Here is an 18282-nt window from a genome sequence, read left to right as displayed (position 1 = left end):
CGGGAGTCACGGCGCTCACGCCCCTCCTTCCCGATCTCCCCCGAACTCGTCCTGGACGGGCGATCCTGCGCCCCTGCGGCATCCGCGTCGACTACGCGCCGGAAGGGGACACGCCGTGAACGGACCGTCCCCGGACGCCCGGACGGAGCGGAATTGACCGGTACGGGTGAACGGGCGGGAGTTCACGGGCCCTTGGGCCGGACGGTGCGTACGGTGGGCACGGCCGGAAGATCGTTCGTGGTGGACGACCCGGGCTGCGGGACAGATGCGGACGAGGGAGAGCGGGGAAGAGCGGCATGGCCGAGGCCACGGCGGGCGAGAAGGACGAGCGGGTGCTCGGGCGCAGGTGGACCGTGCGCCTGGACGCCGCCGGACGTGGCACGACGGCGGTGCGCGTCTCCTGCAGCCGGCCCGCCTGTCCCGCCCAGGGGCTGCCGTCCGCGGCGGCCGGGCGGGAGGCTGCGGTCGCCCATCTCAGGGAGCACCTGCAAGCCGCCCCGGGGCCGCGCGCCGACGCGTACTGCGCGTGCCGGGCCGAGGACTGCGCGGCGCACATTGCTCCCACCGAGGGGCAGAGGCGCGCCGAGCCGTGGCGGTGCGGCGGAGCGGTCGTCCTGGCCGTGGTCAGCGATAGGGGAGGCCGCTGGTGGCAGGCCCTGGAGTGCTGCACGCGGTGCGCGGCCGCGCTGCCCCGCGCGAGGACCGTCGCCACCTCCGCAGTCGCCACCTCCGCAGTCGGATCCGCCCCGGGGTCCGACGGCCAGGCCGCCGCCGACGACCGACCGAGGGCCGCCGCCGTCGGCACTCCGCACTTCTCCGACGGCCGGACGCCAGCCGGTGGCCCGCCCGCGCGCGCGGCCCGGGAGGTGCCCGCGCCGCGCCCGGCGCCGGCCCGTCGGCGTCAACGCGGGAAGATCGCCCAGCGATCCGTCCCGCCCGACCTGCGGCCCGTCGTCCTGCGCGACGAACTCATCGAACTCGGGAACCTCTTCCGCCGCTACCAGCGGCGTACCGAGCCCGACCTGGCTGTGCTCGGCGACCTGCACGAGCGCAAGGCTCGCGCCTTCATCGCCTGGGCGCAGGTCACCGGCGACCCGGAACTGCGGGCGGAGGCGGAACGGGCCGAGCAGTCCGCGGCGACCGTTCGCATGCAGCACCGGCACCGGAACGGGGAGCGCACGGAGGAGGACGAGCCGGCGGTCGCCCGGCTGCTGACGGCTCCGGGACAGTGGGAGCAGGCACGCGCCGTCCTCGCTCACGTCGCGGGTCACACTCCGCTGCCCGGCGCGCAGGCACGGCTGCTGGTGCTCATGCTGACCCTGCGCACGGCGCACTCCGGCACCGGCAACCTCGTCGGACAGGACCTCGCCGGGCTGGGTCTCGACGATCCGGAGGCCCTGGCCGAGCGGTTGACCGACTGCGGCTGGCTGCGGCTTCCCGGTACGGCGAGCGACCTGCTGGCATCCCGCCCGGAGAGCCCCACACCGGTCACCGTGCCCTCCCTGGTGCCCGGCGAAGACGCCTCCGCCCCCTTCACCTTCGGCAAGAAGGCCCGTGCCAAGCTCTCCGGCTGGGGCCAACGGGTGGTGTCGGACAAGAAGCTCCGCAAGCGCAAGGCACCCGCGCCCGTCCGGCTGCTCGCCCTGACGCTGGCCACCCGGACCGACGCCGACGGGCTGCTCGGGGCTGGCGACGAGGGCCTCCCTCTGGAGTCCCTGCTCCAGCAGGTCCCGGTGGAGCAGGGTGAACTGCCGGGCCTGGTCGACCGGTTGACGCAGGCCGACTGGCTCACCGACGCAGCTCTCACCGACAGCCACCTGACCGGCCGGCTGACCGAACGCGTCCTCCCCCTCACCTGCCCCCTCGTCTGACCGAGCCGCAGGTGACGACCCCGCCCCGGCCGGTGGCGAACTGCTGGAGATCTGCCTGGGCGAAGGCCCGGCCCGCGAGACATGGAGGAAGCTGATGGCCGTGGGCACGTACTTCCCCGGACGGGGCACCATCGTCGAAGAGTCCTACCTCAAAGGCAAGGAGGAGGGCCAGGCGGTGGAGCGCGCACTCAGCGTCCTCCGCGTGCTGGACGCACGGCAGATCGACACGACCGACGCCGTGCGAGCCCGCATCACCGGGTGCACGGACCTGGACACCCTGGAGCGCTGGTTCAGCCGGGCCCTCACCGCAGGCGAAGCGGACGACCTCTTCGTGGACGAGTAGCAGGAGGACCCGGGAGCAGGCGTCATCACGGACGGCGGCAAGCTCGGTCCGAGCACTGCAGTTGCACCGGACCGGAACTTCGCAGACGGCGCCTCGGAGCCTTCGACGGGCCGCTACAGCAGCGCGCGGAGGTGGTCGGCGAGGAGGTCCCAGCGCCAGTGGGACTCGACCCAGGCGCGGCCCGCCGTGCCCATGCGGGTGCGGAGCGCGGGGTCGGCGAGGAGGGTGACGAGGCGGTCCGCGGTCTCGTCCGGGGAGCCGCCGCGGACGACCCAGCCGGTCTCGCCGTCCCGGACGGCGTCCGGCGCGCCGCCGGAGTCGCCGGCGACGACGGGGAGCCCGGTCGCGGACGCCTCCAGGTAGACGATGCCCAGGCCCTCCACGTCGAGGCCGCCGCGCCGGGTGCGGCAGGGCATGGCGAAGACGTCGCCGGCCCCGAAGTGCGCGGGCAGGTCCTCCCACGGCACGGCGCCGGTGAAGTGGACGGACGCGCGGACGCCGAGCCGGGCGGCCTGCTGCTCCAGGTCGGCCCGGTAGGGGCCGCCGCCCACGACGAGCAGCACCGCGTCCGGCTGGGCCGCCAGTACCCGGGGCATCGCGGCGATCAGGGTGTCCTGCCCCTTGCGGGGCACCAGCCGGGAGACGCACACGACGACGGGACGGCCGGCGAGGCCGAGCCGTTCGCGTACGGCGTCGCCCCCCGAGTCGGGATGGAAGGTCTTCTCGTCGACGCCGGGCGGCAGCTGCACCATGCGGGCGGCGGCCTCGTCGCTCAGTGCGCGGGCGATCCGGGAGCGGGTGTATTCACCCAGATAGGTGAGCGTGTCGGTGGTGTCGCCGATCCGTCGGAGCAGGCGGCGGGCGACCGGGAGCTGCGCCCAGCCAGCCTCGTGCCCGTGGGTGGTGGCCACGATGCGTTCCGCGCCGGCCCGGCGCAGGGCGGGCGCCATCAGTCCGAGCGGTGCGGCGGCGCCGAACCACACGGAGCGGCAGCCGTGTTCGCGCAGCAGGCCGACGGCCCGGCGGGTGACGCGCGGCGTGGGCAGCAGCATGGTCGTGCGGTCTCGGACGACGGTGAAGGGCTGTGCGGCGTCGAAGGCGGCGGTGGCTTCGGCGCCCTCCCGGCCGCGTTTCCAGGTGGAGGCGTAGACGACGACGCGCTCGGGGTCGAGGCGCTGGGCCATGCTGTGCAGGAAAGCCTGGATGCCGCCGGGCCGGGGCGGGAAGTCGTTGGTGACGATCAGCGTGGTGCGCGCGGCGGTCGTGTCCATCGCCGCCGACAGTACCGGGTGACCCCGGCCCGCCCGGCAGCGCCATGGGCGGCCCCCGGCCCGACACGGCGGTACTGTCTGCGGCATGCGCCTGTCCACCGCCGCCGTCACGGCCGTCTGGATCGCGTCGCGAGCGGTCCTGATGCTCCTCGTCCTCAAAGTGATCACGCTGCCGGGTCCGGACGTGACCACGGACGTCTCGGTGATCTACCACGGCTGGTACGAGGTACTGCGCGGTGGAACCTTCCCGCAGGGGGACGTGACCTGGCAGTACCCGCCGGTGGCGGCCCTGGCGGTGACCTCGCCGGCCCTGCTCCCCTTCTTCGGCTACACCACGGCGTTCTTCGTGGTCGCCTGCGTCGCCGACCTCGTGGTGTTCGCGTCGCTGCTGGCGGCGGGCCGCGGCCCGGGCCGGCGGCAGGCCGGTGCGTGGTGCTGGGCGGTGGGGCTGCCCCTGCTGGGGCCCACGGCGTACGCGCGGTACGACGTGCTGGTGGCCGCGGTGGCGGTGGTCGGCCTGCTGGCGCTGCTGCGCCGGCCCGCGGTGGGCGGGGCGCTGGCGGCGCTCGGTGCGCTGCTGAAGGTGTGGCCGGTGCTGCTGCTGGTGGGCGCGCCGCGGGGGCGCCCCACGCGGGTGGCGTGGTCGGTGGCGGCGGTCGCGGCAGCGCTTCTGGCGCTGGCCTTCGCCATGGAAATGCCGGGGGCGTTCCACTTCCTCACCCACCAGCGGGACCGCGGCGTGGAGGTGGAGTCGCTGGGGGCGATGGTCTTCCACGTGGCGCGCCACTTCGGCTGGGAGGGGCAGGTCCTGCTGCGCTACGGCTCTGTGGAGTTCCTCGGGCCGTACGTGGGCCTGGTCGGCACCGTCTCGCTGGTGGCGAGCGCGCTGGCGCTGGGCTGGCTGCTGCTGTGGCGGGTCCGGGCCCGGGCGTGGACGGCGGCGACCCCGGCGGACGCGGCGTTCGCCGCGGTGCTGCTGTTCGTGACGACCAGCCGGGTGATCAGCCCGCAGTACATGGTGTGGCTGGTCGCGGTGGCGGCGGTGTGCTGCTGCCTGCGGGCGAGCCGGATGGGTCCGCCCGCCGTGCTGGTAGTGCTCGCGACGGGCGCGACGCTGCTGGAGTTCCCGGTGTACTTCGGCGAGGTGGTCGGCAGTACGGGGCTGGGGGTGGCGCTGCTGGCGGTCCGCAACGGCCTGCTGGTGGTGGCGACGGTGTGGGCGTGCGCACGGCTGTGGCGGGCGACGATCTCGGAGCCGCGACAGGCGGCGGAGCGTGCGGAGGCGGCGGCCGCGTACGAGGGGCGGGTGCCGGCCCGGCACGGCCCGCGTCCCGTGGTGGCGGGCGGCACGGGAGCCGGGGGCGCTGCGGGCCGGGCTACGGGGCCAGCTCCGCACGGAGAGCGGAGTGCCACATCCGGATGAACGCCTCCCGGTCCACGGCCAGTACCTCCCGCAGGGCTCCGTCCACGGCCTGCGCCGGGCCGCCGTCGGCCGCACCGACGGCGCGGTAGAAGGCGGCGAGCCGGCCGGCCCCCCACCGGTCCGCGATCATGCGGCAGGCCAGCCAGCTGCCCTCGTACGCCCGGGCGAGCGCGTCCGGGTCGCCGGTGAAGCGGAAGTCCGCGTCCGGCGGCAGCCGTCGGGGCAGGTCGCCTGCCCGTACCGCTTCGGCCAGAGTGGGCGCGGCGACGGACGGGTCGGCCCCGGTGCCGCGGTAGCCGACCCAGTCGGCGAGCCCTTCGGAGAGCCACAGGGGCGTGCTGTCGTCCGTATGGTCCCGGGTCGCGACGTGCGCGGTCTCGTGGGTGAGCACGACCTGCCGGCCGCGGTCGCTCAGCAGCGCGTACGCCTGCCGGTTGACGACGATGCGTCGCCTCTCCCCCGGTTCGCCTCCGCGCGGGCCGGTGGTGACGGCGGCGATGCCCTCGTACGTGGCGGGTTCGCCGTCGAGCAGTTCGGCCATCCCGTCGACGGAGGCGGGCACCAGGACGACGGTGCGGCGGGACCAGGGGTCGGGCCAGGCGGCGGAGACGGCGGGCACGGCCCGGTCGGCACGGGCGGCGATGCGCCGCAGGGTGCCGTGGTCCACGGTGCCCAGCACCAGGCTGTGTTGGCCGTGCACCACGCGGAGACGGCCCTGCTCCCACAACTGCCGTCCCCGGCCGTGTCGTTCGCCGGTGATCCACCAGCGGCCGTCGTGGCGCCTGAGCGCGAAGGTCTCCTTCTCGACGACGGGAGGGCGGTCGCGGTCCCCCAGCCGGTAGCGCAGTTCGACCACGGCGTCCGCGCGCTCGTGGTGCGTCCGGACGCTCCGCACCCGGTACGTCCAGGTGGCCACCGGAAGGCGGGCGAGGTTGGCTGCCACGGTGCGCTGCGCGGCGCGGTAGTCGCCGGAGCGGGGGTCCACGGCGGCGAGGTAGCGGGAGGTGTCGGCGTCGCGCACGGCGGCGGCCTGCCGGTCGAAGAGGGCCTGCACGGCCTGCTCGGTGTCCCGGACGGAAGGGGCGGGACCGGTGCAGCCGGCCGCGCCGAGGAGCAGCGCGGCGACCGGCGCGCACACGGCGGCCCGTACGGACGCGTGTCTCCTGCGGTGCACGGGGGGATGCTACGCGAGGCGGCACCGTTCGGGGCGGCGAGTGAGGTGCGGCCCTTCGGGGGCGGCCTGTCAGGTGCGGCCCGTCAGGGGCGGGTGACCGCGGAGACCGGCATCATGCCGACCGGGTCGTAGCGGACCTGGGCGCCCGGGTACGGGGAGTGCACGACCTGCCCGCCGCCGACGTACATGGCGACGTGGCTTGCGTCGCTCCGGTAGATGACGAGGTCCCCGGGGCGCGCCTGGGAGAGCGGCACGCGCCGCCCTGCGCCGCTCTGGCCCTGCGAGGTGCGCGGCAGGGCCACTCCGGCCCGGGCGTAGGACCACTGGGTGAGGCCGGAGCAGTCGAAGGCACCGGGCCCGGCCTGGCCCCAGCCGTAGGGCGAGCCGACGACGCTGCGGGCGGCGGCCACCGCCGCGGCGGCGCGGGCGGAGGAGGCGGCCCCGGTGGTGACGGGGGCGCGGCCGGTGCCGCGCGAAGCGCGGTCGTGGGCGGCGCGGTCGGGCGGCGACATCCGGTCCAGCAGGCGCTGCGCGGTGCCGAGTCTTCGCTGCACGGCCTTCTTGTGGCGCTTCAACGCGGCGCTGCGCCGCTCCAGTTCGGTCAGGTCGCGTCCCGCTTCGGCGCGGTATTGGTCGAGGACCCGCTGGGCCTCGCGCAGTTGCCGCAGCCGGTCGGCGTTGCGGGCGCCGATGCGGTCGAGGGTGGCGGCCTTGTCGAGGAAGTCGTCCGGGGCGGCGGAGAGCAGCAGGGCGACGGAGGGGTCGACCCCGCCGTTGCGGTACTGGGCTCCGGCGAGCGCACCGAGGTCGTCCCGCAGCCGGTTGACGACCGACTGCTTGCGGGCGGCCTGGTCCTGCACGTTCGCGATGCGGTCGCGGAGGTCGTCGACGTCCTCGGACGCGGCGTTGTACTTCTCCGTGGAGCGTTCCGCCTGGGCGTGGAGGCGGTCCACGCGGGCCGCCACGTCCTGCGGCGCGCCGCTGCCCGGGTCGGCTCCGACCGGGGCCGTGGTGAGCGCGGCGACGGCGCCCGCGGCCGCCGTGAGGGCGGCGACGCGGACGGCGGGCCGGCCGGTGAGGGCCGTGCCGGGGTGACGGGGTGACCGGTGCGAGACCACGGGTCGCGCTCCTTCCGCTGGGCTGGGCGTAGGCCCGCTTGCCCGGCAGAATGTAGCGGCGCCGGCACGGAGGGTCCACGCGCCGGGCCGGAGGAGGCGGCGGTCGCGGCATGCCGCACGGACGACGGTGCAGGTCACCGTGGCGGCGGCGGACGGGAAGGCGTCAGCCTCACGCACGACGAACCACCCGTACGAGGGACGGGTGGTTCGTCGTGCGTGAAGGGGAAGGCGGGGCTGCGTCAGCCGACGCGGACGCCGTACATGAACGGCATGTTGTTGATCGACTCGTAGCGCACGTTGGCACCCGGCTTGGGGGCGTGCAGGATCTGGCCGTTGCCGGCGTACAGGCCGATGTGGTGCAGGTCGCCGTAGAACAGCACCAGGTCGCCGGGCTGGAGCGCGCTGCGGCCGATCTGGGCGCCGGCGCTCGCCTGGGACTGCGAGGTGCGCGGCAGCGAGACGCCGGCCTGCGCGTAGGCCCAGGAGGTGAGCCCGGAGCAGTCGAAGGAGCTGGGGCCGGTGGCGCCCCAGACGTACGGCGAGCCGATCTTGCCCTGGGCGGCGCTCAGCGCGGCGGACGCGCGCTGCGAGGCGGGGACGCCGCTGCCGAGGTCGACGCGGTCGGAGGCGGCGCGGTTGGCGCGGGCCTCGTCGGCCTGCATCTCGGCGCGCTGCTCGGCGGTGAGGGTGTTGAGCAGGTCCCGGGCGTCGGAGAGCTTGCCCTGGATCTTCTTCTTCTTGCTGCCGAGTTCCTTGCGGGTCTCGGAGAGGTCGTCCAGCTTGGTGCGGGCCTCCTCGCGCTTCTGCTCGAGGGTGCGCTGCTTGCCCTGGATCTTGTCCAGCGCCTCGCTCTGCTTGGTGCTGAGCTGGTCGAGGGTGGAGGCTTTGTCCAGGTAGTCGTCCGGGTCGGACGAGAGGAACAGCTGGATCGAGGGGTCGACGCCGCCGTTGCGGTACTGCGCGGTCGCCATCGAACCGAGGCCGTCGCGCAGGTCGTTCAGCTCACCCTGGCCGCGCGCCACCGAGTCCTGGAGGTTGGAGATGTCCTTGTTGAGCTTCTCCTGCTTCTCCTTGGCGCCGTTGTACTTCTCGGTCGCCGCCTCCGCATCTTCGTAGAGCTTGTCGACCTTCGCCTTGACCTCGTCGAGGGAGGGCTTGGAGGGCGCCGCCTGCGCGCTCTGGGAGGTGAGGGCCACGGCTGCGGCAGCGGTCGCCGTCATGACGGTGACACGGGTGCGACTGGGCTGCTTGGGACGACGGTGGGACGCCACTGGGGCGAGCTCCTTCTTCCTCAGCCGCCTGCCGGTCGGTCTTTCCGGCCCCACTCCCCGCTTGGGCGGCGGCTCGTGGGACGAGGCGGTACCTCCGCTGTCACCCCGGATGAGTGATCGGTTTCGCGGTGGTTCGAGCCCAGAGATTAGCCACGCCCATCTGATCGGATCAAATCCCTCAGAGAAATTGCCGTGCGGATCACAGGATTCTTTACTCTCATCACACGCGCAGCGACCGCCACTTGACAGCCCGTAGGAGCAATACGGGGCAACGGGACGCAACCCTCCCATCAGGCGCACCGGGGACAACTGCCCCCATGTGCAGGCCGGGTGCGGTCAGGTACGGCCGAGGCGGCGCAGCAGCAGCGCGGAGGACACCGGCCGGGCCCCCGCGGCGGCGCAGCCGTCGGCCACCTCCCGGTCGGAGGAGACCACGACCACGGCGCGGCCCGGCGGTTCGGCCCGCACCAGCCGGCGGATCAGCTCGTCCGCGGTCTCCCCCGGCTTGCTGAACAGCACCCGAACCCCGCGTGGGGGCGCCAGCAGCACCGGCGCGGCCAATTCGGCCCCGTCAAAGACGCAGGTCATCTCCGCGCCGGTCTGCGCGGCGAGCACCGCGAGCCCGCCGAGGAGCCGCAGCCGCTGCTTCTCCAGCGGCATCGTCGGATAGCCGGTCTTGGTGACGTTGTAGCCGTCGACGACGAGATGCGCCTGCGGCAGCGACAGCAGCTGGTCCAGCAGCGCCGGGTCGCTCTCCGACAGGGCCCGGGCCGCGACGTCCTTGGGGCTCATCCGGCCCGGCTCCACCGCGTCCACGGTGTCCGCCGGGCGCAGTTCCGCCGGGGGCAGCGCGAGTTCGCGCCGCAGGCCCTGGGCCGCGTCGAGCACGGTGTCCAGCAGCAGCCGGACCCGCATGTCCTCCACGCTGCGCCCCTCACGGGCGGTGCGGCGGCCGGCTTCGAGCGCCGACTCGGTCTCCGCGAGCCGCGCCTTGAGCCGGCGCACCTCGCCGTCGGTCGCGGCCTTCTCCGCCGCGTGGGCGGACCGCTGGTCGTCCATCTCGGACCTCAGCTTCCGCAGCGCGGCCTCGCCCCGCTTCACGTCGCTCTGCGCGCTGCGCAGCTTCCGCTGCACCGCCTCCAGGTCCTTGCGGGCCGCCTCGCCCTCTCCGCGGGCCCGTTCGGACTCGGCGCGCTGCGCGGCGCGGGCCGCGGACAGTTCCTCGCGCAGCCGCGCGAGTTCCCGCTGCGTCTCCTCCCCCGCCTGCTCGGCCTGGGCGCGCTGCGCCTCCTCACCGGCCGCCGTCACCTGCTTCACCCAGCCCGGCGGGCGCAGCACGTAGGCGAGCGCCGCCACGTCCACCGGGTCGGCGGCGGCCGGCGCGCGGCCGGCCTCCACCGCCTCCGCCAGTTCGGTGACCAGGTCGCGGAGCCGTCCGGCGACACGCCGGCGGAACACCGGATCACTCTCGAGCGCCGCCGCCATGGCGTTGCCGCCGAACTTCGCGCGGCGCTGCGGCGTGAACCGGGCGTACTGGCGCAGCGGCCCCGGCAGCTCCGCCACGGTCAGGTCGCCGATGGCCTCGCCGGTCAGCGCGACGACCCGGCGCCGCACCCTGTCGGGCAGCGGGCGGTCGAGCGACTCGTCCGGCGGCACGCGTGCGTCGTCGCGCTCACCGTCGCTGTGTTGCTCCACCGCTCACACCTGCCCAGGTTCCTCCGACCGCCGCGCCGTCTCAGGCCTGTGCTCCCGAGGCCCCCGGGGCTCCAGAAGATCCCGAAGCCTCCGGTGCCTCCTTCGCCTCCGCGCCGGGCCGGTCCACCAGCTCGATCCGGTCCACAGCGTCGCACCAGCGGCAGCGGACCGACTCGATGCTCTCACTGCGTACGTCCCGCTCCTCGACGGTCGGCTCGCCCGCCAGGTCCAGATGGACGAACTCGACCACCGTGCTGGAACGGGTCACGTCGAACCGGGTCAGATTGCCGCACAGCGTGCAGCGCCAGCGCGTCGTCCTCGTGGGCTGGGGAACCGCCATGATGTCGTCCACACTCCTTCGGTGCCGGCCGTCCGGGGACCCCATCGTCTCCACGGGTGTACTGCCGGTCACCTTACGACCTCGGGCCCGCAGCGCGTGTCGGGCGGACCCCGCCGTGGCCGACCCGTCATCATCCGCTGCATGTCCGCCACCGGTACCCGCCCTCCTACCCGCTCGGTGCGCGGTCACCCCGTGGCGACGTACACCCTCATCGGCCTCTGCGCCGCGGTCTTCCTGCTGGGCCCGGTCGCCGGGCTCGGCACCGGCGGTGAGGGGGCCCTGTACCGGGAGCAGGCCTCCTACTACCAGCGCTGGGGCGTCGTCCCCACCGAGCTGTGGAGCGGCGCCGCGCGCCCGCTGCTCACCCCGCTGACCTCGCTCTTCGTGCACGGCGGGTGGCTGCACCTGCTGAGCAACCTGCTCTTCCTGTTCGTCTTCGGCGAGAGCGTCGAGCGACGGACGGGCGCGGTCCGCTTCACCCTCTGCTACCTGGTCGTCGGCTACGCGGCGATGCTCTGCTACGCCGCCGCGCACCACGGCTCCGACGAGACCCTGGTCGGCGCGTCGGGGGCGATCTCCGGTGTGCTGGGCGCCTTTCTCTACCTGCTCCCCCGGGCACGGGTGACCAGTGTGTTCCCCTTCCTGTGGTTCCTGCCGCTGCGCTTCCCCGCCTGGCTGGTGCTGGTGTTCTGGCTGGCCCTCCAGTGGCTGGCCGCGCGCCACGACACGGACGGTCCCGGCGTCGCCTACCTGGCCCACGTCGTAGGCTTCATGCTCGGCTTCCTCTACGCCTGGCGACGCTTCCGCACGGCAGACGCAGCCGCCCGCCCGGCCGCCGCCCCCGACGAAGGGATCTCACCGTGATCACCTCGATCGTGCTGATCAAGACCAGCACCGACCGCATCCCCGAGATCGCCGAGCAGATCGCCGCCATCGAGAGCGTGAGCGAGGTGTACTCGGTGACCGGGGCGCACGACCTGATCGCGATGGTGCGGGTGGCGCGGCACGACGACCTGGCCGACGTGATCCCCGGACACATCAGCAAGGTGCCCGGAGTGCTGTCGACCGAGACGCACATCGCGTTCCGGACGTACTCCCAGCACGACCTCGAGGCCGCGTTCGCCATCGGCCTCGACGCGTAGCCCCTCCGGGGGCGATCCGCGTCGCGGGCACGCCCCTCGCCGGACGGGCTGGTCTCCCGCCCCGTCGGGCGAGGGCGGACGGAAGACCACGTCAGCGACGGGCCGCCAGCGAACGGACCGCGCGGACGAAACGCTCGACGTGCTCGTCCGGCGTCCCCGCCCCGAAGCTGACCCGCACCGCGTTGAGCGCCCCTCGCGAGGGCGCACCGCAGCCGCCGCCTTCGTCGTGCCCCCTCCCCAGCAGGTTCCGCAGCAACGGATGCGCGCAGAACAGTCCGCTGCGCACCCCGATCCCGTACTCCGCCGACAGCGCGTCCGCGAACCTGGTGCCGTCCCAGCCGTCCACGACGAACGACACCACGCCGACCCGTCCGGCGGCGCGGCCGCCTTCGCCGCCCCCTGGGACGCCGTCTTCGCCGCGACCGAAGAGCGACAGCACCCGGACGTCCGGCACCTGGGCCAGCCCGTCCAGCAAGACCTCCAGCAAGGCGCGTTCACGCCGCACCAGCCGCTCCAGCCCGGCTTCCTCCAGCGCGCGGCACGCGGACGCCACCGCGTGAGCACCCACCACGTTCGGAGAGCCCGCCTCGTGGCGGGCGGTGCCGGTGTGCCACTCGACGTCGAGACGGCCGTCCGGCTCGCGGGCGACCCGGCGGCTGGCCCCGCCGCCCGCCAGGTAGGGCTCGGCCGAATCGAGCCAATCGGACCGCCCGGCCAGCACACCCGCACCGAACGGGGCGTACAGCTTGTGGCCGGAGAAGGCGACCCAGTCCACGTCGAGCCCCGCCACGTCCACCGGGTGGTGCGGGGCGAGCTGCGCCGCGTCGAGGACCACCCGCGCACCGTGCCGGTGCGCGACGCGGGCCAGCTCGCGGACCGGCCAGATCTCTCCGGTGACGTTGGACGCCCCGGTGACGCAGACCAGCTTCGGCCCGTCCGGGCCGCCGTGCAGCGCCGCTTCGAGCACGGACACCGCCTGCTGCGGACTGCGTGGCGTGTCCAGCACGGCCGTCTCACAGCGGCGCCACGGCAGCAGCGCGGCGTGGTGCTCGCTCTCGAAGACGAAAACCCGCGTGCCGTCCGGGACCACCGCCGCGAGCAGATTCAGCGAGTCGGTGGTGCCGCGGGTGAAGACGACCTGGTCGTCAGCACGGCAGCCGAGGAACGCGGCGACGGTCGCACGGCTGCGCTCGTACAGGTCGGTGGACAGCTGGGACAGGTGGCCGGAGCCGCGGTGGACGCTGCCGTAGTAGGGCAGGTAAGCGGCGACGTCGTCCCACACGCGGCGCAGCACGGGGGCGCTGGCCGCCTGGTCGAGCGCCGCGTACGGGATCTCGGTGCCGTCGGCGACGGGCACGAGGACATCGTCACCGAGGACGGGAAGCGGGGTCGCCGCAGCGGTGCGAGGGGCGGCGGGGGCAGGGGCGGAGACGGACATGTGCAGAGCACTCCCTCATGACCAGGACCCCTGGCTGTGTGATGAGGGATCCGCGCTTGCCGCGGACCTTGCGTGTCCGCGACCTGGTCATCACCCGGGGCACCCCGCCACGGAAGGAGGGTTGCCGGACAGCGGGCCGGGGCCTTCGTCGCTGTCACTCGTGACCTGGACGGCAGTATGCCACGCGCCTGCGGCGGGTCGCGCCGCCGGCCCCCGTCACCGCGAGCGGCGCCGGAGGCCGGGGGCCGGCACAGGGGCGGGGCGTGCCCGTGCGGGCGCTACGCGTGGGAGGAGGCGACCCAGCGGTCGAGGGCGGACTTGGCGGCGCCGGAGTCCAGGGACTCCGCCGCGCGCGCGAGGCCCGCCCCGAGCTGGTCGGCGAGCGGCTGGTCCGTCGGTTCCAGCGCGGTGAGCGCCGCCGCCGAGTTGAGCAGCACGGCGTCCCGGACCGGCCCCTGCTCGCCCTCCAGCAACCGCCGCGCCACGTCCGCGTTGTACGCGGCGTCGGCGCCACGCAACGCCTCCACGGGCACCATCTCGAGGTCCACGGTCCGCGGGTCGAAGCTCTCCCGCCGGACAGTGCCGTCGCGCACGATCCACACGGTGGAGGTGCTGGTGGTGGTCAGTTCGTCCAGGCCGTCGTCGCCGCGGAACACCAGCGCGGAGGAGCCGCGTTCGGCGAGCACGCCGGCGAGGATCGGCGCCATCCGGGCATCCGCGACGCCGGTGGCCTGCGCGCGCACCCGTGCCGGGTTGGTGAGCGGGCCGAGGAAGTTGAACGAGGTGGGGATGCCCAGCTCGCGTCGTGCGGCGGCGACGTGCCGCAGCGCGGGGTGGAACTTCACCGCGAAGCAGAAGGTGATGCCGGCCTCCGCTGCGACCTCCGCGACACGGCGCGGGGTCAGCTCCAGGTTGACGCCCAGCTTCTCCAGCACGTCAGAGGCGCCGCTGGCGGAAGACGCGGCACGGTTGCCGTGCTTGACGACCTTCGCCCCGGTGCCGGCGACCACGATCGCCGACATCGTCGAGATGTTCACCGTCTTCGCCCGGTCGCCGCCGGTGCCGACGATGTCCACGGTCGGGCCGGGCACATCGATGACGTTGGCATGCGCGTACATGGTGCGCACCAGGCCGGACACCTCGTCCACCGTCTCGCCCTTGGCCCGCAGGGCGACCGCGAACCCGGCGATCTGGGCGTCCGTCGCCTCGCCCCGCATGATGCGGTCCATCGCCCAGGCGGACGCGTCCGCGGAGAGGTCCTCGCCGGCCAGCAGGGCGCTCAGCACGTCCGGCCAGGTGAGGTCGCCTCCGGTGGGAGAGCCGACGTCGGGAACGGTGTTCATGCTGCACGCTCCTGGGTTCGTCGGCCCGGCCGGGGCACCGGCGGACCGTGGGCAGGGGGCCGGCGGCGGACGGCCGCGGCCCGTCGGGAAGGGGCGGCGGCACGCGTACCGTCGCACGCTGCTCACCCTATCGGCGCGGGCGGCGGGCCCGGCGCAACGCCCGCATCGTGAGCCGGGGAAACACCCGGACAACGCCCGTGGGCCCCGCCCCTTCCTCGGGGGAAGGGGCGGGGCCCACGGTGTGGTGCGCGCCGCCGGGGCGGTCCGGTCGGCGGCGGGACGATCAGTGGTGGCCGTGGCCGCTGGTGATCTCCCGGTACTCCTCGGCCGTCGGCTTCGGAATCTGGCCGCTCTCCGGGCCGAAGTAGCTCTTGGAGAGCTTGGCGCGCATCCGGGTGCCGGCGCCGACCTTCCGCTTGACGCCGTTCTCGTCGGTCTCGGGACCGATCTCGAGCGGCTCGGGCTGGTCGTGGGCGGTGAGGGTGTGCAGCTGCTCCTGGCTGAGCGGCTCGTGGACCTCGATGAACTCGCCATGCGGCAGGCGCTTGATGATGCCGGACTCGCGCCCGTGCAGCACCTTCTCCTTGTCCGCGCGCTGCAGGCCCAGACAGATCCGCTTGGTGATGATGAACGCCAGCACCGGCCCCGCGAAGAACATGATCCGGACGAACCAGGTGATCGCGTTGATCGAGAGGTGGAAGTGCGTGGCGACGAGGTCGTTGCCGCCGCCGATCAGCAGGACCATGTAGAGGGTGATCCACGCGACGCCGAACGCCGTACGGGTCGGGGCGTTGCGCGGGCGGTCCGCGATGTGGTGCTCGCGCTTGTCGCCCGTGACCCAGGCCTCGATGAACGGGTAGACCGCGATCGCCGCCAGGACCAGCGGGAAGATCACCAGCGGGATGAACACGCCGAGTACCAGCGTGTGGCCCGCGAAGTTCACCTCCCAGCCCGGCATGAACCGGATCAGGCCCTCCGAGAAGCCCATGTACCAGTCGGGCTGCGCGTTGGTGGACACCTGGTCCGGCCGGTACGGGCCGAGCACCCAGATCGGGTTGATCTGGAACGTCGCCGAGAGGACCGCGATGACGCCGAAGACGAGGAAGAAGAAGCCGCCCGCCTTGGCCATGTAGACCGGCAGCAGGGGCATGCCGACCACGTTCTTGTTGGTGCGTCCGGGGCCCGCGAACTGCGTGTGCTTGTGGTAGAAGACCAGGATCAGGTGCGCCACCAGCAGACCCAGCATGATGCCGGGCAGCAGCAGGACGTGCGCCGCGAAGAACCGCGGAATGATGTCGTGGCCGGGGAACTCGCCGCCGAAGAGGAACATCGACAGGTACGTACCGACGACCGGCACGGACAGGATCGCGCCCTCCATGAACCGGACGCCCGTGCCGGACAGCAGGTCGTCCGGGAGGGAGTAGCCGGTGAAGCCGGTGAACATGCCGAGCACCAGCAGCAGGAAGCCGAACAGCCAGTTGACCTCGCGCGGCTTGCGGAAGGCACCGGTGAAGAACACCCGCATCATGTGCACGAGCATCGCGGCGAGGAAGATCAGCGCGGCCCAGTGGTGGATCTGCCGGATGAGCAGGCCGCCCCGGACGTCGAAGCTGATCTCCAGGGTCGAGGCGTACGCCTCGGTCATCCGGATGCCGTGCATCGGCACGTAGGTGCCGTGGTACTCGACCTCGGCCATGCTGGGCACGAAGAAGAGCGTCAGGAAGACACCCGTCAGGATGATGATGATGAAGCTGTAGAGCGCGACCTCACCCAGCATGAAGGACGGGTGGTCCGGGAAGATCTTACGCATGTTGGCCTTGGCCAGGCTGTAGATGCCCAGACGGCCGTCGGCCCAATCGGCCACCCGCTCGCCGGCGGGTGCCTTCTTCTTCGTCGTTGAAGTACTCATGCTCCGCGCTCCCAGAAGGACGGGCCGACGGGTTCGGCGAAGTCGCCCTCCGCCTGCAGGAACCCTTCGTCATTGACGCTGATCCTCAGCTGCGGCAGCGCGTGGCCGGCCGGACCGAAGAGCACCCGCGCACCGTCGGAGAGGTCGAACGTCGACTGGTGGCAGGGGCACAGCACGTGGTGCGTCTGCTGCTCGTACAGGCTGACCGGGCAACCGACGTGGGTGCAGATCTTCGAGTAGGCCAGCACCCCCTCGTGACTCCAGTCAAGGGCCTTCTTGTCCTTGATGTCCTCGGGCTGGATACGCACCAGCATGAGGGCGGCCTTGGCGATCTCGGTGTTGAACTCGTGGTCCTCGGGCTCCAGCCCCTCGGGCCGGGCGAAGGCCAGCGAGCCGACCGGGACGTCCTCGGGCTTGAGCGGCTCACCGGTGTTCTCGTTGATGAGCATCAGGCCCTTCTCCCAGAAGGTGTGCCGCAGCTTGTCCTCCGGCAGCGGACCGAGGTCGCGCAGCAGGACGACGCTGGACAGCGGGAGGAGAGCCAGCGCACCGAACATGGTGTTCCGCACCAGCTTGCGGCGGCCGAGCGCCGACTCCTGGGCGCCCTGGCGGAAGTCCGCCAGCACCTTGCGCTTCAGCTCGGGCTCCGCCTCGACCGGGTGACGCTCGTCGGCGAGCTCCACGTCCGACATCAGGGTGCGGGCCCAGTGGACCGCGCCGATGCCGATGCCGAGCAGCGCGACACCCAGGGTCATGCCGAGGGCGAAATTCAGGGCGCTGATGTGCCCGAGCGGCCAGATGTAGACGATCTGCTCGATCGGGAACGCGACGTAGGAGGCGATGAAGCCGACCGTGGCGAGCATCGAGATGACGAAGTACAGCGCGACCGTGCGCTCGGACCGCTTGGCGGCCCGCTCGTCGACGTCCTGGATGCGGTGCTCGTGGGGCGGCAGCCCGGGGTCACGGAAGGGGTCCTCCGCGAGGGCCGCCTCGGCGCCGTGCCCGGGGTCCTTCTCGGCCTCGTGGGCCTCGTCCCGCCGCTCGGGCATTTTCTCGTTCGGGTCGTGGTCTGACACGTTGTCGTGGGATCCAGTCTCGCTGCTCATGACTTCTTGGCCTTCGCTGTCCGGGCCGCGACCCAGATGGCCAGGGCGATCATCGCCCCGAGCCCGAACACCCAGGCGAACAGACCCTCGGCCACCGGGCCGAGGCCGCCAAGCTTGACGCCGCCGGGGGTCTCCGCCTCGTCGCTGTTGACTTCCTCCAGGTAGGCGACGATGTCCTTCTTGTCGGACTCCGTCAGCACCGTGTCGGGGAAGGAGGGCATGGCCTGCGGACCGCTCTGCATGGCCTCGTAGATGTACTTCGGCTCGACGCCGCCGAGGTCGGGGGCGAACTTGCCCTCGGAGAGGGCGCCGCCCTCACCGGTGAAGTTGTGGCACTGCGCGCAGTTCGTACGGAAGAGCTCACCGCCGTTGGCGATGTCCGCGCCCTCCGGGTTGTACTGCTCCTCGGTCGGAACGCTCGGGCCCGGGCCCAGCGAGGCCACGTACGCCGCCAGCTGGTCGATCTCGGCCTGCGAGTAGACCTTGGGCTTCTCGACGCCCTGCGGGCCGGGCTGCTGGAGCGGCATGCGGCCGGTGCCGACCTGGAAGTCCACCGCGGCGGCGCCGACGCCCACCAGGCTCGGACCGTCGCTGGTGCCCTGGCCGCCCTTGCCGTGGCAGCTGGAGCAGCCCACCAGGTAGAGCTTGCGGCCCTCCTTGATGGCGAGGGACTGGCCGGCCTTGGTGTCGGCCTTCGCCTCGTCGGCCGGCGCGAACGTGGCGTACAGCCCCCCGGTGGCCGCCAGCGCGAAGAGTAGGACGACGAGCGCCGCCAGCGGATGGCGCCGTCGTGCGGAGAGCTTTTTCACGGATTACCCCGGTGTCAGGATCTTCTGCG

The 18282-nt window shown here is 73.2% G+C and carries 16 protein-coding genes and 1 riboswitch; of the genes, 5 read left to right on the top strand and 11 right to left on the bottom strand.

Going from position 1 to position 18282, the window contains the following annotated elements:
* The first annotated feature begins 296 nt into the window (after window positions 1–296).
* Together E4198_RS21070 and E4198_RS21065 are read left to right on the top strand one after the other, a co-directional pair.
* On the top strand, window positions 297–1871 hold the full coding sequence (locus tag E4198_RS21070) for a hypothetical protein (RefSeq protein WP_136184535.1): 1575 nt from the start codon (window positions 297–299) through the stop codon (window positions 1869–1871).
* A gap of 94 nt (window positions 1872–1965) precedes the next feature.
* Window positions 1966–2214, top strand: coding sequence for a hypothetical protein (locus E4198_RS21065; RefSeq protein WP_136184534.1), 249 nt, complete (start codon window positions 1966–1968; stop codon window positions 2212–2214).
* Between the two features lie 113 nt (window positions 2215–2327).
* On the opposite strand, the gene E4198_RS21060 is transcribed toward E4198_RS21065, so the two are convergent.
* Window positions 2328–3485, bottom strand: a complete 1158-nt coding sequence (locus E4198_RS21060) for a glycosyltransferase family 4 protein (protein ID WP_136184533.1) — start codon at window positions 3483–3485, stop codon at window positions 2328–2330.
* 85 nt (window positions 3486–3570) lie between these two features.
* Here E4198_RS21060 and E4198_RS21055 point away from each other — a divergent pair, with 85 nt between their 5' ends.
* Window positions 3571–4908 (top strand): glycosyltransferase 87 family protein, encoded by a 1338-nt coding sequence (locus E4198_RS21055; protein WP_136184532.1) that lies wholly within the window; start codon window positions 3571–3573, stop codon window positions 4906–4908.
* Here the strand turns inward: E4198_RS21055 and E4198_RS21050 are convergent.
* The 5 genes from E4198_RS21050 to E4198_RS21030 all read right to left on the bottom strand — a co-directional run bounded on the left by E4198_RS21050 (window position 4862) and on the right by E4198_RS21030 (window position 10506).
* Window positions 4862–6082, bottom strand: coding sequence for a hypothetical protein (locus tag E4198_RS21050; RefSeq protein WP_247597781.1), 1221 nt, complete (start codon window positions 6080–6082; stop codon window positions 4862–4864). The two genes, E4198_RS21055 and E4198_RS21050, sit on opposite strands and share 47 nt — an antisense overlap.
* Window positions 6083–6165: 83 nt before the next feature.
* Window positions 6166–7200: a C40 family peptidase gene (locus E4198_RS21045; protein WP_136184531.1), complete on the bottom strand. Its 1035-nt coding sequence runs from the start codon at window positions 7198–7200 to the stop codon at window positions 6166–6168.
* 239 nt (window positions 7201–7439) lie between these two features.
* Window positions 7440–8471 (bottom strand): C40 family peptidase, encoded by a 1032-nt coding sequence (locus tag E4198_RS21040; RefSeq protein ID WP_136184530.1) that lies wholly within the window; start codon window positions 8469–8471, stop codon window positions 7440–7442.
* Between the two features lie 336 nt (window positions 8472–8807).
* Window positions 8808–10166, bottom strand: coding sequence for an NYN domain-containing protein (locus E4198_RS21035; protein ID WP_210732871.1), 1359 nt, complete (start codon window positions 10164–10166; stop codon window positions 8808–8810).
* A 40-nt stretch (window positions 10167–10206) separates the two neighbouring features.
* Complete coding sequence (locus E4198_RS21030; protein WP_247597780.1) at window positions 10207–10506, bottom strand: hypothetical protein; 300 nt, start codon at window positions 10504–10506, stop codon at window positions 10207–10209.
* A 141-nt stretch (window positions 10507–10647) separates the two neighbouring features.
* Here E4198_RS21030 and E4198_RS21025 point away from each other — a divergent pair, with 141 nt between their 5' ends.
* Together E4198_RS21025 and E4198_RS21020 are read left to right on the top strand one after the other, a co-directional pair.
* Window positions 10648–11370 carry a rhomboid family intramembrane serine protease gene (locus E4198_RS21025; protein ID WP_136184529.1) on the top strand — a complete coding sequence of 241 codons (723 nt, stop codon included), beginning with the start codon at window positions 10648–10650 and terminating at the stop codon, window positions 11368–11370.
* Window positions 11367–11648, top strand: coding sequence for an Lrp/AsnC ligand binding domain-containing protein (locus tag E4198_RS21020; protein ID WP_027766048.1), 282 nt, complete (start codon window positions 11367–11369; stop codon window positions 11646–11648). The genes E4198_RS21025 and E4198_RS21020 overlap by 4 nt, the downstream gene beginning before the upstream one ends.
* A 91-nt stretch (window positions 11649–11739) precedes the next feature.
* Here E4198_RS21020 and E4198_RS21015 read toward each other — a convergent pair whose 3' ends face one another.
* The 5 genes from E4198_RS21015 to E4198_RS20995 form a co-directional block, all read right to left on the bottom strand.
* A complete protein-coding gene (locus E4198_RS21015) occupies window positions 11740–13086 on the bottom strand; it encodes an aminotransferase class V-fold PLP-dependent enzyme (protein ID WP_136184528.1) in 1347 nt (448 codons plus the stop codon).
* Window positions 13087–13133: 47 nt separating this feature from the next.
* Window positions 13134–13252, bottom strand: a riboswitch (SAM riboswitch).
* Window positions 13253–13364: 112 nt separating this feature from the next.
* The gene (gene trpD / locus E4198_RS21010) at window positions 13365–14429 is read right to left on the bottom strand and encodes an anthranilate phosphoribosyltransferase (protein WP_136184527.1); all 1065 of its coding nucleotides are present in this window, start codon (window positions 14427–14429) and stop codon (window positions 13365–13367) included.
* Between the two features lie 283 nt (window positions 14430–14712).
* Window positions 14713–16338, bottom strand: a complete 1626-nt coding sequence (locus E4198_RS21005) for a cytochrome bc complex cytochrome b subunit (protein ID WP_136184526.1) — start codon at window positions 16336–16338, stop codon at window positions 14713–14715.
* Window positions 16335–17444, bottom strand: coding sequence for a Rieske 2Fe-2S domain-containing protein (locus tag E4198_RS21000; RefSeq protein ID WP_210732870.1), 1110 nt, complete (start codon window positions 17442–17444; stop codon window positions 16335–16337). Before E4198_RS21000 ends, E4198_RS21005 begins: the two co-directional genes overlap by 4 nt.
* Window positions 17441–18253 (bottom strand): c-type cytochrome, encoded by an 813-nt coding sequence (locus tag E4198_RS20995; RefSeq protein WP_027766044.1) that lies wholly within the window; start codon window positions 18251–18253, stop codon window positions 17441–17443. Before E4198_RS20995 ends, E4198_RS21000 begins: the two co-directional genes overlap by 4 nt.
* Between the last annotated feature and the right edge of the window lie 29 nt (window positions 18254–18282).

Source organism: Streptomyces sp. RKND-216 (assembly GCF_004795255.1).
Lineage (GTDB): Bacteria > Actinomycetota > Actinomycetes > Streptomycetales > Streptomycetaceae > Streptomyces > Streptomyces hazeniae.
This window is presented reverse-complemented; position numbering and strand designations above follow the sequence as displayed.

Coding starts and splice junctions, on each gene's coding strand:
- E4198_RS21070 (WP_136184535.1), top strand. CDS start 297: ATGGCCGAGGCCACGGCGGGCGAGAAGGACGAGCGGGTGCTCGGGCGC.
- E4198_RS21065 (WP_136184534.1), top strand. CDS start 1,966: ATGGCCGTGGGCACGTACTTCCCCGGACGGGGCACCATCGTCGAAGAG.
- E4198_RS21060 (WP_136184533.1), bottom strand. CDS start 3,485: ATGGACACGACCGCCGCGCGCACCACGCTGATCGTCACCAACGACTTC.
- E4198_RS21055 (WP_136184532.1), top strand. CDS start 3,571: ATGCGCCTGTCCACCGCCGCCGTCACGGCCGTCTGGATCGCGTCGCGA.
- E4198_RS21030 (WP_247597780.1), bottom strand. CDS start 10,506: ATGGCGGTTCCCCAGCCCACGAGGACGACGCGCTGGCGCTGCACGCTG.
- E4198_RS21025 (WP_136184529.1), top strand. CDS start 10,648: ATGTCCGCCACCGGTACCCGCCCTCCTACCCGCTCGGTGCGCGGTCAC.
- E4198_RS21015 (WP_136184528.1), bottom strand. CDS start 13,086: ATGTCCGTCTCCGCCCCTGCCCCCGCCGCCCCTCGCACCGCTGCGGCG.
- trpD (WP_136184527.1), bottom strand. CDS start 14,429: ATGAACACCGTTCCCGACGTCGGCTCTCCCACCGGAGGCGACCTCACC.
- E4198_RS21005 (WP_136184526.1), bottom strand. CDS start 16,338: ATGAGTACTTCAACGACGAAGAAGAAGGCACCCGCCGGCGAGCGGGTG.
- E4198_RS21000 (WP_210732870.1), bottom strand. CDS start 17,444: ATGAGCAGCGAGACTGGATCCCACGACAACGTGTCAGACCACGACCCG.